The organism is Methanobrevibacter sp. UBA212, assembly GCF_905233225.1.
Classification (GTDB): Archaea; Methanobacteriota; Methanobacteria; order Methanobacteriales; family Methanobacteriaceae; genus Methanocatella.
This window is the reverse complement of the sequence record NZ_CAJODJ010000008.1, coordinates 21,922-37,056: the sequence shown is the minus strand read 5'-3', so window position 1 is coordinate 37,056 and position 15,135 is coordinate 21,922. Positions and strand designations below refer to the sequence as shown.

The 15,135-nt window shown below is 38.2% G+C and carries 6 protein-coding genes; 5 read left to right on the top strand and 1 reads right to left on the bottom strand.

Features of this window, described 5'->3' with window-relative positions:
* Positions 1-497 precede the first annotated feature (497 nt).
* Positions 498-2,678, bottom strand: coding sequence for a hypothetical protein (locus tag QZ138_RS02795; protein ID WP_292885974.1), 2,181 nt, complete (start codon positions 2,676-2,678; stop codon positions 498-500).
* Positions 2,679-2,785: 107 nt separating this feature from the next.
* Between QZ138_RS02795 and QZ138_RS02790 the strand changes: the two genes are divergently transcribed.
* The 5 genes from QZ138_RS02790 (at position 2,786) to QZ138_RS02770 (ending at position 15,004) form a co-directional block, all read left to right on the top strand.
* Entirely contained in the window at positions 2,786-10,129 is a 7,344-nt protein-coding gene (locus QZ138_RS02790; RefSeq protein WP_292885971.1) for a lectin like domain-containing protein, read from the top strand.
* 53 nt (positions 10,130-10,182) lie between these two features.
* A complete protein-coding gene (locus QZ138_RS02785) occupies positions 10,183-10,677 on the top strand; it encodes a hypothetical protein (RefSeq protein ID WP_292885968.1) in 495 nt (164 codons plus the stop codon).
* Positions 10,674-11,489 carry a toll/interleukin-1 receptor domain-containing protein gene (locus QZ138_RS02780; protein WP_292885966.1) on the top strand — a complete coding sequence of 272 codons (816 nt, stop codon included), beginning with the start codon at positions 10,674-10,676 and terminating at the stop codon, positions 11,487-11,489. Before QZ138_RS02785 ends, QZ138_RS02780 begins: the two co-directional genes overlap by 4 nt.
* A gap of 9 nt (positions 11,490-11,498) precedes the next feature.
* Entirely contained in the window at positions 11,499-12,380 is an 882-nt protein-coding gene (locus QZ138_RS02775) for a toll/interleukin-1 receptor domain-containing protein (RefSeq protein ID WP_292885965.1), read from the top strand.
* 422 nt (positions 12,381-12,802) lie between these two features.
* A complete protein-coding gene (locus QZ138_RS02770; protein WP_292885962.1) occupies positions 12,803-15,004 on the top strand; it encodes a hypothetical protein in 2,202 nt (733 codons plus the stop codon).
* The last annotated feature ends 131 nt before the right edge of the window (positions 15,005-15,135 follow it).

Here is a 15,135-nt window from a genome sequence, read left to right as displayed (position 1 = left end):
AGGATTTATAAAATGTAGGTGATTCAATTGCCAACATATTCAAAATGAGGTAAAATAAGGGTTTTGAGTGAACTCTGATTTTCACCTATTTCGGGCTCTAAAAAATCCTATCGAATAATTGATTAAAGCTATTATTAAATTCGTTGTATTCGTATTTTTTCTAAAATTATAGGCGCTACTTTTCAATATTTGATAAGTGTAATTCAATTTCATGTGTTATTGCATAAACATATGGATGTCTCTTCTAAAATACATTCTAAATGCATGTTTCAATGCCAAGTTGATGTCTCAACGTAATTTTTTTGTGAAGTTTTAGAGTCTATTTGTGCAACAAGATATGATGCAGGTTCAATTTATCTTATCAGATTATTAATATTTAGAATGGGATTAATAATGGTGGATACTCTAAAATAAATCAATTGGCCCAAATTGAGAATTAATTTTCAAAAAAAGAAGAAATCAAATGTTCGGTTAAAAAACCAAACATTCAATCAAGATCATTTGATTTTAATGGAGCTGGTCTTTTTAGCTGCGTTATACTGGCCGCTCTTTTTGATGTTTATAACAACTTTATGGGTGCCTTTTGCCAAAGCTTTGGTTTTTAAAGAGGCCACACCATTTTTATTTGTTTTTATTGTGTAGGTCTTGAACTTTTTGCCGGTATACACTTTTACAGTAAGTTTCACGCCTTTCAAACCTTTGCCTGATGCCTTATTTTTGACAGTTATCTTATAGGCCCCAGATTTTTTCAAGGTCTTTTTAGGCGCCTTGATGGCATAGCTTGCTTTTGATATGGTTATGGAACTTGTCTTGTCGGGACTTGTGAATCGGCCGGCCTGTCCGTTTGATATTATGACTCTATGGGTGCCAATGGAAAGCATGGATGCGCTGTACTGGGCAACGCCATCAAAATTGGTAGTCACAGTCACGGTCTTGAAGTTGCTGCCGGTATATATCTTTAAGATAATGCTAAATCCGCTCACGGCATTTCCAGTTCTGCTGTCAATCACCCTTACCTGGAAATTTTTTCCGGAATCATAGCTGGTTGACAATGCTGTTGGAATGATTGTGACTGGAATTTGGGTGGATCCGTAAGCAATGCCCTCGCTAGGGGTAAGGCCTGAAGGATTGTTGTTGTTATTGTTGTTATTGTTGTTGGTAACAGTGGTGCCTGAGGTTGCAGGTTCCGAATTGCCTTCAAATGTGCAGTCAGTCACATTGCCCCCTTCCACAGCTCCTCCTGTGTCTGCATGATTGTTTTTGAATTTCGCATTTTTCACTGAAGAGTTACTGTCGATAATGGATAATGCTCCGCCGGTCGTTGCATTGTTTCCTTCAAACACCACATTGTCATAAACGTTCAATATTCCTTTGATGCCTTTTTCAAGGGGAACAGGATTTGCATATATTTTGATTGCCCCACCGTATCTTCCGGCCGTATTGTTTGTGAATGTGGTGGTTCCGTGGATGTTCAAACCGAATGTCTGTGTAAGGCTATCTTCGGCTATTCCGTTGTTCATGTAGATTGCGCCGCCGCCCTGATGGGCATAGTTTTCTAAAAATTTGCTGTTTGCGATATCGCTATATTGCCAGTTGCATATTGCTCCGCCGTATTGCGCGCCGTTAAAAACAAATGTTGCATTGTCAATGTAGGATTTTCCAGCGCCGCTGTAGAACCATCCATCCACTGTGAAGCAGTCGAGATAGAGTGCGCCACCGTTTCCATATGCATAGTTGTCATAAAATATGGAAGTGGTTATATTTACGGAGACGTCATCTTCTGAAGGGTAGTAGGCATATACCGCTCCTCCATCTCCGCCTTTAGCATTATTATTTGAAAAGATGCAGTAATCCATTAGAATTTCCCTATCGGTATTTATTGCTCCGCCGTTTCCTTCAGTGGCATTATTGTCGTAAAATTCGCAATTGACAAGGCCGACCTTTCCATTCCTGGAACATATTGCTCCTCCGTTTCCCTTTGCTTCATTATTCTTAAATGCGCAATTCATTGCTAAAACGTTACTGGTGGCATATATTGCGGCACCGTTTTCATAGGCGTAATTGTCTTCAAAAGTACATTGATACAATATAATTGACCCTAAACTATATATGGCGCTGCCGTTTGTGCCGACAACATTATCATAAAATCCGCAGTTTACAAATTTGACGCTGTCTCCTTCGTTATACACTCCGGAACCGGGTCCGTCTTCATAGCCTTCTAGGATATATAAGTTGGCTATCATGACGTCATCAGCAAATATTAACAGGACTCCTGTTTTTCCACACGCGTCAAGGGTATGGAGGTTTCCGTTAATCGTCAAGTTTTTATTAATTGATACTCCATATTTGGCCTGTCCAAATTCGTCATCGCAATAATAGTTATATTCCAAGTTTATTTCAGAGTTTTCCTCTGCGTCGTTAATCAGTTCTTGAAGTTCTGTAAATGTTCTCCATTCAGTGTCGTCTTTAAGCATATCATCGGATGAATGTTCTCCGGAAGCATCAATATCTGATTCTTCCTCCATTGCACTTGTTGCATCGTTGTTTTCGTTAAGCTCTACTGTGTCGCTGGTATCATTTGCCATATCGTCTCCCATGTCGCTTGCGCAGACTGAGGACATTGTTGTGATGACCACCACCAACATCAACAGAACAAAAATATTCTTTTTATTTAACATAATACTATCTTTTTCTTTAATTAATATAATATTTTTGCATAAACGAACTGTCTTAATCTAAATCAAAATATTATAATTTAAATATGTTAAAAATTATACATTTAACCATGTTTGATAAAAGGGCTTTATTTATAATATTTTCAATAATTCTATTAATCGGTGCTGTCTCGGCAGTCAGCGCAAATGATTCAAATCAAACAACAGAAATAACTGAAGAAGTAATTACTGATGATGTCAGTGATGTAGTTTCTGAAAGTCCGCAGACGGAACTTAATGATGTTCAAAAAAAGACTTTCACGGATTTGAGCAATGACATCAATGGCAATAATCGTACGGATGTTTATTTGAATCATGACTATGCATTTGACTCCGAGTCGGATGCTAGTTTTAATGAAGGAATCAATATTTATCGTGCCGTAACCGTTTGGGGCAATGGCCATACGGTGGACGGTAGCAACAAGGCAAATATTTTTAAGATAAGCGATGGAAACGTCGTATTCCATGACATCGTTTTCACCAATGCCAAGGCAGCTTCTGAGGGAGGCGCCATCAATGGCGCATGCACTGCAGTGAACTGTACTTTCAGCCGAAATTCTGCAGGCTATGGCGGTGCAACCTATGGGGCTTCCTGTGTGGATTGTAGGTTTTATGGAAACACGGCAATATATAACGGCGGTGCGAGCTGCGGCGGTTCTTTCACGAATTGTATTTTCAAGGGGAATTCCGCACATTACTACGGGGGTGCTATTTACAGTGGAGGAAACACGAGGCGTTATTCGATTGTGAACTGCACCTTTGAGGAGAATCATGCCAATGTAGGGGGCGCTGTCAATGTCCTATTTCCTGAATACAGTCCTGTTAATGATTGTACATTTATCCGAAATTCCGCTGTATGGGAAGCCGGTGCGGTTTATAGCGTTACCTGTGTGAACTGTAATTTCACCGGCAACTTTGCGGATTATGGTGGTGTGATGAAGTATGGATCCGCCAGCAATTGCATTTTCACAGATAATTCCGCAGTATTTGGCGGTGCAGCATATCAGGCTACTTGTGTGTACTGTAACTTCACTGGAAACTCTGCGGATTATGGCGGTGCAATATATGATGGTTTCCGCACTGAAAATTGCAGGTTCACTGCAAATTATGCCCAGTTCGGCGGTGCAATGTACGGTAAGGACAATACTGTAGACACATGTTACTTCATAGACAATTATGCCAAAAACGGCGGTGCAGCATACTATGTGAAAGCAAAAAACTGCAACTTCGCATATAATGAGGCAATTGAATATGGCGGTGCAATGTATGGCGGATCTGTAACCGCATGTATCTTTAAAGGCAACAAGGCGGGGGTTTCCGGAGCTGACACGTACAATACTGAAATTTCCGGCTCATCTTCAGCCATATCAAATGATGAGGATTTTGTCTACTTTGACGCACATGCTTCACATGATGGCGACGGGTCTAAAGACAATCCATATAAATATTTGTATGCCGATAGGATAAGCTCCAGGGTCACTGCCTACTTTGCAGAGGGAACCTATGAATTGAATGCCTCATGCACGATTGCCGGAGCCAGGCTGATAGGAGAGGGAAATGTCGTAATCAATTCCAAACTGATCAATCAATATGATTTCATCATTAGGGAAAATTCATATCTGGAGTTGGACAATTTAAATTTGAAGAATGTGCGCATTCTCAATCAGGCCACATTAACTGCAGAAGATGTTTATTTTGAAGAGTGCAAGGAATTCGATTCACTAAATCCACTGGAAATTGAATACGGTTCCGGATTTTTCGACAGCTCTTATGGAGGAGTGATTGTCTGTGATAGTCCAAGCGACAGCAAATCCACTTTGGTTTTAAACGGATGTCATTTTCAAAGGGTCTTTGATGCTTTTAATGGCGGAGCTATTGCAGCCATAAATTCAGACATTTCCATTTCAAACACGGTATTTTTCCACTACTCTTCCACTTATAAGGGAGGCGCAATATATTGTCTAAATTCCAATTTAAATCTTTACAATGGAAGATTCACTCCATTTACTAGTTCTGATGATGAGGATTATACTGTCAGCCAATATAAGGCTTATACATCCTATTATGGAGGTTCCATTTATTGTGAAAATTCAAACGCTTTTATAGACAGGTCCAATTTCGATGGTTCCGTCAGTTTTAGTTTTGGAGGATGCCTTGCTTCACTAAATTCAAATATAACGGTCAGGGAAACCAATTTAAATAATTCTGCATCTTTGGCAGACGGTGGTGGCGCAATATATAATTCAAATGGCGAATTATATATTTTCGATTCAACATTTTACAATAACAGTGCAGAATTTGGTGGAGCCATCTGTAATCTGAATTCGATTTTGGCTTCGTTTCATTCCACCTACAGCAACAATCACGCAAATTTTTATGGAGGTGCGATATATGATATTTACGGAACCGTGAACTTCTATAGAAACTGGTTCTATGTTTCCCATGCTTTAGTTGGCGGAACAATATATACCAGAATTCCGAATGAATTTGTCATGCACTTCAATACGATGGGCGACAGTTTTGCAAATCAAGGGTCTTCTATATTCTATGATGGGAAAAGAGAAAATGTAATTTCCAATTATTATGCCAATGATTATCATGTTTTCGCAGAATTCCGCGCCACTCTCGATGGCGAGGATTACTATATTATAAGCAATCCGCTATATTACCAATTTTCGTCTTCTGAAGTTGACCATTTATATTACCCTTATCCTGTTTATGAGGTTTATGACGATTTGGTCAGAATGGTGATTTACGGCACTGATGATGATAAGAATCTGACCTCAATTGCCACCCATGAAGCCCTCAATAACATTTCAGTCAATATTTCCTTCAGCGACAGGTTTGTTAATCCGTCATTGACCGTTTACCTGCTGGAGGATCTGGATGTCAATTTATATCTCAGGATAGTTCAAGGAAATTTATATACCGGTTCAAGGGATAAGCTTTTTGATGGTTACAGGCTTATCGATAGCTATAGCGTAGATTTGTCCAATAAAATCCTCAACAATGGAAAATATAGTGTCATATCACCTTGCACTATCGATTTTGGAGATTCATTTATAAGCATTAAATACGATAACCTTTATGAGGCGGCTTCCTTTAATCCGGTCAGTTTGGTTAATAATTCAGGTTCAGCGTCAAGTTCATCTCAAACAGAGCCGTTGGCCTCCTATTACAATTCCAATGATTACGGTTATGTCAGTTCAGTCAAGGACCAGAAGAACGGCGGGAACTGCTGGGCGTTTTCCGGCATTTCCACTCTTGAAACTTGCCTCAGCAAGGCAACAGGAGTAAAATATGATTTTTCAGAGGAAAACGCTAAAAACCTGATGGCCGCTTACTCTGTTTATGGTATAAAAATCGAAACCAACTACGCCGGATATGAGTCAATGATATTGAGTTACCTGACAAGCTGGCTGGGTCCGATTGACGAGTCAGTTGAAAGTTATGACGACTATTCCTCAATATCCCTTCTGGAAAATCCGATGTTCCATATCCAAAACGTTAAGTTCTTGCCTGCCCGTTTGGATCGGGATGATAATTATATGTATAAGCTGGCAATAATGGATTATGGTGCCGTTTCGGTAACATTTAAATGGGGTAAGGATTACCATGCAGTCTCCCTTGTCGGTTGGGACGATAACTATAATGGAAAGGACTCATTAGGAAATGATGCTCATGGTGCTTGGATATTCAAAAACAGTTGGGGTCAGAATTGGGAAAACGACGGTTTTGGATATTTGTCCTATGATCAAAAGATATCCGAGCAGATATCTCCGAATATGCATGCCTACACATTCGTTTTCAATGACAACAATCCATACACTAAAATTTATCAGTATGATTTCGCCGGAATCAGTGAATTCTATCATTATATGGACTCAATCTACTTTAAGAATTCTTTCATAGCAGAAAATGAAAGCCTCTTATCTGCATTTTCCACATATTTTGACAGTGAAACCAATTTCACCGTCATGGTTTATAAGAACAATCAGTTCATGTTCTCTCAGGATGGCACCGCTTATGCAGGATACTATACCCTACCTTTCAACACTCTTGTTCAGCTAGATAAGGGTGATGAGTTCAGCATTGTTGTCCATAACCACAACAATGGTAATAATTGTATTCCAGTTTGTTCGGCCGAGGAAGTTACCAAAAAGACTTTCAGCCAGAATGTATCTTTCATAAGCGAGGATGGAGTGACATGGTTTGACCTGTATGATTATGCAGGCTCATGCAATGTGGCATGCATCAAGGCATTCACTCAAAATGTCAATTTGAGAAGCATCAGGGTTGACATTGATGAGTTCAGCTCAGTTAATACAAAAAATTTCAACATTAAGGCCACTCTAAGTGATGTTGATGTCAACGCCCTTAATTATTGCTTGATGAAATTCGTCATTGACGGCAAGGTTTATTATGCCCAAATCAAGAACGGAAAGGCTTCATTGAATGTTAATTTAAATGAAGGGCAACACACTCTATCTGCACAATATAAGGATAACGTATTTGAGTCAAATGTTGTTCAGTTTAGTTTTAGAGTCAGCTGTGACGGCTCCGGCCAGTCATTCAATGCCATTCAGGACTTAATCAATGATGCGGAGTCAGGTTCTTTAATTACTCTTTATAAGGATTATTTCTATGACGAGCAGTTTGACGATGGCGAATATGGGGTCAACATCAACAAAACAATAAGAATCAATGGAAACGGCCACGTCATCAATGGTCTGTCCAAGGCTGCAGGCTTTTATGTCAGCGCCAACAATGTTGTTTTGGAAAACATAGTATTCCGCAATACGTTTTCCAGCAATGGGGGTGCCGTATACATTGCCGCCGGCAATGTCACCTTAAATAATTGCAGTTTCATCAATTCCACGGCGGTTCAAAATGGCGGTGGGCTCTACTCTCTGTTTGACGTTAGATTGAATAACTGTAAATTTATCAATGATTCTGCCAATATGGGCGGAGGAGCATATCTGATGATCAGCAAAGAATCATCCATTAAAAACTCTTATTTCGACAATAATTCTGCACGGATACACGGTTCTGCAGTATATGCAAGTGGTATCGGAACTAATCTGATTTCATCCACTAATTTCACAAATAATAAGGCCATTTACAATGGAGGAGCAGTATTCTCCATAGTTCCTTATAATAATTTCACAAATTGTTTGTTTGAAAATAATTCGGCCAATTCCGGAGGTGCGGTATTCTCCAATGCCAAGCTGAACGATTTCACCAAATGCCGATTTTCAAATAATTTAGCAGAAACTTCCGGCGGAGCGATCATATCACATAACAATATCAACATTCATGATTCGGATTTCGTCAATAACACTTCAATATATGCTGAATTCTCTGCTTTTGGAAGTTATGGTGGCGGAGCGATTTACTCCTTTGACAATCTAAACATTTACAATTCCAATTTCATCAGGAATAATGCAGATTCTGGTGGAGCAATATATATCAGCAAATATCTAAAGATTTACAAATCCAAATTCATCAACAATTCCGCTTCTTATGGAGGGGCCATCTACACCAATGCTTGGCAGATGTTCAGATCCAACATGGGCATTCTATTGTTTGTCGAAGCAGATATCTACGATTCCAGTTTCATCAATAATACTGCTAAATATGGCGGTGCCGCCTACGATGTGGATTTGGTGAAAAACTGCACCTTCCTCAAAAATCATGCTGAAAACACTGCCGGTGCGATTAGTACTTCAGGAAGCATAATCGATTCCAGATTCATTGATAATTCTGCCAATTATGGTGGGGCACTCTATAATCCGGAACTTGTAGACAATTCACTGTTTGTTGACAATTCTGCTCGGTATAGTGCCGGTGCCATTTATTTATCAAAATCAAAAATATATGTTGGGGATATTGAAACCAGTTTGATTAGGAATTCCGTTTTCTTCAATAATTCCGCAAGTTATGGTGGAGCTGTAATCGTATTCGATGAAAATGAAATTAACTCCGGTATAGCCCTCAATATTTCTGACTGCAATTTCACTAAAAATCACGGCAATCTAAGCGGAGGCGCCATTTATGTATCTGCCAAATGTCTTATTATGGATTCTGATTTTGCCGATAATCTGGGAGGCAATGGCGGTGTTGTTTATGTGGATGAAAATGGAACATGCATCGTTAAACGTTCCAATTTCACCAACAATTCTGGCGAGTTTGGTGGAGCCATATGCTCATATAGTTCAAATGAAGATTCCATTAGTGGTTTAGACGTTTCATATTCTCATTTTGCCGATAATCGTGCGATTAAGAGTGGCGGAGCAATTTATTCCGATGGAAAGTGTTTAATTATAGGCTCCGATTTCACCAAGGATTCGGCCAATTGGGGGAGTGCCATTTATTCTGTTGGATATCTTGATTTGCAGAATTCCTATGTCAAATCGGAGAACCTAACTCCTGTCATGTTTAGATATCATTATGAGAATAGTGTTTACGGTGATTTATATCTGAAAAACAATAGGATCGATGCCAAATACGGTGGAATCATTTATGATGAGGACGAGATACCTTATAAGTTGCCGCTGAATATGGTTTTCAATAGCGTCATGGTAAAGAAAGGCCACTATGTCAGCATATGCCGTTTGGAAGATGAAGATGGAAATCTATTCGATAATTGTGCCGATTTGGAACTCACACTGATAAATCAGTACAATAAAGTAACCAAACTTAGTTTGAAGTATGATTTTGATTTTGCAGGTTATTATCTGGATACCTCTTCACTTGATTATGGAACATATACTATTTCAGGGTCACTGTCCACTAAAAATCTGAATTGTGCGGTAAAACAAGGGGTCCTGTATGTTGTAGATGAATCCGGAAGGGCAGTGCCTATTTTGGTATCTTCCGGCCTGACGAAGGTATACGGAAGCAAGGATGAACTTGCAATAACCTTAAAGGACCATTATGGAAATGTGATGCCTTATACTCTCATCAATGTCAATCTGAATGGAAGGACAACCATGCTCATCACAAATGCACAGGGCAAGGCCAGCCTGCCGATTAATCTTGCGCCTAATGCCTACAATGTCCGCATCAGCTTTAACGGCAATGACAATTACCTGCCAGCAGGCATTACGGTAAATGTTGTTGTTAAAAAGATCAGCTCAAAGATAACTGCCTCTAAAAAGACATTCAAGCTGAAAGCCAAAACAAAAAAATACACTGTAACTTTAAAGGGCAACGGTAAAGCGATTGCAAAGGTAAAGGTTACCTTGAAGGTTAAGGGCAAGACATATACGGCCAAGACCAATGCCAAAGGAAAAGCGACATTCAAAATTAAGAACCTGAAGAAAAAAGGCCAATTCAAGGCCACTGTCAAATTTGCAGGAAATGCGTATTACACCGCTGCCAGCAAAAAAGTCAAAATAGTCATTAAAAAGTAATTATAAGTACTACTTGAAATAGATTATAGTATAGTCAAACTGCGGGTGTTTAAATGAATAAGAAAATAATTGAATATCTAATCATAGCAACTGCCATTATCCTGTTAATTTATGGCGGGTTTGCTATTGCAGGCTACAAATATATGGAAAAGGAATCAAACGTAACAGATTCGATAACCCTATATCATCCTTCAAGCTCTGGATACGCAGTCAAAGGGGATAATGCCGAATTTAAAAATGAATTATATAAGTTTTATGATATGGACGTCAGCAAACTAAACTCTTCAGATGAAAAATTGACAAATCTCCTGTATCATTTTGCCAATCTAAATCAAGGCACAATCGATTATTTAAATGAGACTTGTTATCTAATCACAATGGAATTTGAAGATGGCAGTGGCTTTAAATATCATTCCATGATTATTCCTTATGATTCATTCAATAAAACTGATTTGTCTTTTACAAAAGATACTGATGTATATCTCTTTGAGGCTAATAACAGGGAATTTGTTGTTGACACTGCATTCAATAGTCGGGTGGTAACATGAGAGGAGATCATGATGTCTTTATCAGCTATTCCACAAAAGACGGCGATATTGCCAATAAGGTCTGCTATGCTCTGGAACAAAACGGTCTTAAATGCTGGATTGCACCGAGAAATATTGCATCCGGACGGATTTACGTTGATGAAATTGCTGATGCAATCAAATCAACAAAAATAGTTGTTCTGATTTATTCGGCCCATTCCCAGGAATCCCAGTATGTAAACAATGAGATTAAAATGGCATTTTCTAACAATAAGCAGATTCTTTCATTCAACATCGATGATTCACTACCTAAGGAAAATATGGAATATTTCCTGAAGATAACACAATGGCTGTCTGCATATCCTAATCCTGAAGACGAATTTGAAACGTTGGTCAAGGACGTATTAAAATTATGTGATGAAACCACAGAAAAACCGATACTTCTTGATTTTACTAATTTCAAAGAGGAAGATTTGTCAAAACATAAAAAGGATTATCTGTCTTTAATTTTACTTTTCACGCCTATCTATTGGGCTTCGTTCATATATATGGGTATCAGTTCAAGCAAAAAGTTATGGGCTTTGATGGGAATTGTTTATCTCATTCCAACTTTAATGTGTCTGATGATTTATTTCGGAATATTCGGCTATCTGTTTGTTGCATATCCGATGCTTGCCCTATTCAGCGTCATATATATTGTGTTCTGGATATTGGCTATCATACATGGATTGCTAATCAGAAATGAATATCTGACCAGAAAATCCGTTTTAAAATTCGCATCATCAGATGATGAACTCTTCGGATATCTTTATGACGAATATATCCAACTTTAAGGTGAAATCATGAATAATGATGTTTATATATGCTATGATGAAAGGGATAAGGAAGTCAGTGAGGCAATCTACAACATATTTGAAGAAAATAACATAGATGCCTGGATAAAATCAAAGGACATGTCTTCAAAGGATTCCGTTGATAAGATAATTAATGTAATTGAAGATTCCAAATGCTTTGTTTTAATTTATTCTAAAAATTCTATGGATACCAATTATATTGTCACTGAAACCGACATTGCATTTTCCAGAAACATTCCTATTTTGGTGTTTAACATTGACGGATCTAAAATAGGTAGGAATCTGGAGTTTATTCTTGAAACTCAAACAATACTATATTCATTTCCAAATCCTAAACGACAATTGGAAACATTAGTTAAAAATGCTTCAAATATTGCAGGAAAGCCTCTTGATGATGTGAAAATCGGTTCTAGATATCTTAAGGTGTTTGGAAAAATTAATCCGAATAAAAAAGAAGACACGTTTAAAAAATTTATTAAAATTGCCATTCCGATAGTTGTTGTGTTGATTTTAGTTTATTTCTTTGTCATAATTCCGACAGGGCAACACACTACTGAAGATGGTGTATTTGCCATGAATATAACTGATGTTGATGTCAGTGATTCAGGCAATAATTATAAATACACTGTTCATGGGCAATCTTATAATTCTCCGGCCGATTCAGTTAACTATATCATGAACATTAAGTTTTTAGATAAAAATGATAAGTTGCTCTTTGAAATAAATTCTACGGCCGATGAATTTAAATCAGGAGTGATTGGTAGTTGTGAGTTGGATAACAATAATGTTGATCATGTCGATTTTAAATTAACAGATTTAAACGGCAAGGTATTTTCCCAAGACAAGTATATCATTGAAAAAGAAAAATAATGGGTTTGGAGGATATTTCTTTAAGATTTTTAAGAAGGTATGCATAAACTCAATTAAATAACTCTAAGTTAAGAATTTAAAGATTAAAAATCAACTCGATGTTTTGAAAATTTTCTTGAAACATGTGAAAAATGATGTAAAAAATATAATGCATCATTCAATTTTTTCATTTTTTCCAAAAGAATTTTTCATTTTCATATTATCCATTTTTCATATTTTATTCTAAAATTAAAGAAATTATTTGACATAATTTATAAAAATTAGTAAATTAATTAACATTCTTCCATAAATATTTTCCTTTATGTATCTTATATATAAGTGGTAAACAAATATATTAACATTGATATTATGGAGGAATTATTATTTTTAATAAGAAGCATGTTATTTTCACGCTGATGATATTGCTTGTCTTTTTGTGTGCTGTGAGTCAGATTTCAGCAGAAAACCCGGACAATGCAACATTGGCAACAGATGAAATACAAGAGGAAATATCAGTGGATGAAGTTCAAACCACAGATGATGTTTTGACTGACTCGGAAGAAATTGATTATCATCCATTTAGTGAAATACAGGATGCAATCGATGATGCAGATGATGGAGATACGATATCCCTTACCGGATACTTTAAAGGTAGCGGAGATCAAATTGTTGTTGACAAGGCCATAACTATTACAGGACCGGAAGACGATTACGCTTATCTGACCGCTGTTGGACTTTCAAGAATATTTTATATAGAATCCTCAGGTGTGGTTCTTAAAAACCTTGTCATGAAAGCCGGTGACGCCAGTGATTATTATGATGAGTATGGCGGAGCGGTATATTGTGACGCTTATGAAAACTGTAAAATTGAAGGATGTGTCATCGGATACTGCGAAGCCGAATACGGTGGAGCGACCTATTACTGTGACGTATATGACTCCGTGTTCCTTGCAAACTCTGCTGAACGTGGAGGCGCAATGTATGGAGGAAATGCATATAATTCAGGATTTGCAAACAACACCGCATCCGACAGGGGCGGTGCGATATACCTGAGAGACGGCTGCACAGTTGACCATTGTGAATTTGAAAACAACACTGCTGAATACGGTGGTGCGGTATATTCATGTGCAGACCATAATGTGGTTTCACAATCCACCTTCAAGAATAATCATGCCGATGACGACGGAGGAGCAATCTACAACAATGATGAAGATGACAGCGGACTGAAAGTTATGAACTGCGATTTCAGATTCAACGATGCTGATGATGACGGTGGTGCAATATATACCGATGAATATGCGGATACCGTTGTTACAGACAGTTATTTCTGGGATAATGAAGCAGGATACTGGGGAGGTGCAATGTGTTACGGTACTGCATATGACTCAACATTTGCACTCAACAAAGCTGCGAGAAACGGTGGAGCAATCTATGGTGCAGAAGCGTATGACTGCTCCTTTACATGGAATTCTCCTAATGATGCATATGAGAGTGATGTCTACAGAGTAATTACAGGCAAAATCATGCTGTCACAATCAGGAAGCTACTTTGGAGACAAGACAGTCTATGCTAAAGTTGTTGACACAAACAACAACAATGCTCCAGTTGCCAATGTTCCGGTAACATTCAGATTCTCAAACGGAAAATCAGCTATAGTCTACACCGGATCCAACGGTTTTGCAACCTACAGCGTTCCGTTCAACCCTGGAACATATTCAGTGACTGCCACAATCCCGGCATCATACTCAGCAGGCGCAGTGTCAATGGGAAACATCAGAATCGCAAAGGCTCCGGCAACAATCCAGCCAAAGAAACTGACCACCAAATACGGAACCTGCAAATCCTTTAAGGTAAGGGTCATCAACTCCAAGACCAAAAAGGGAATCGGTGGCGTAAAGCTTCTCTTGAAGGTATACACAGGCAAAAAGGCTAAAAAAGTCCATGTGACAACCGATTCAAGCGGTAACGCATACTACTCTCCTTCCAAACTTAAAGTCGGAAAGCACAAGGTTAAGGTCAGCATTGCAGCAGGTGCAGTTACTGCAAAGGCCAAGAAATCCAAAATCACAGTCAAAAAGGCTTCAATTGGACTGAACACCTATGACGGAATATGGTACTACAAGGATGTCAAAAAGGGCAAATACTACATCGGTGTCTACAACAAGAATTCCGGTCAATACCTTAAGGGAATAAAACTTAAAGTAAAAGTCTACACTGGTAAAAAATCTAAAACATACACTGTAAAAACCAAAAAGGACGGTTACGCAATTCTTAAAACCAAAGGCATAAAAGTCGGAAAACATAAGGTCAAAATAACCTTCAAAGGAAACAAGAACTTCAAAAAAGCTTCAGCCAAGGCCACAATTGAGGTCACCAAAAAGATTCCGACCCGTACAGGATACTACTACATGTTCACATCCTACTCTTATTGGGGATATGGATCAAGAAGTGTCAAGGCATTTGTAAAGGACATACACGGTAATGACTTGACAAACAAAAAGATTACCATTTACGGATCCTTGGGTGGAACAACCACAGGTTATTCCGGAGACATGATTTCACTGCCTTCAGGAAGCACAGTGGTCATGAAGTTTGCCGGTGACAAGAAATACATGCCGTCAACATTTACAATACACTTCGTATGAGGATGCCCATCCTCATTTTCTTATTTTTTTTTTAGGGCAGCTAAATTAACAATTCTTCATTTTCGCATTGATTTTTTTAAACTTATGTCCGTATATAGCTTTAAAACAACTTTCGGGACAATTCATATTCA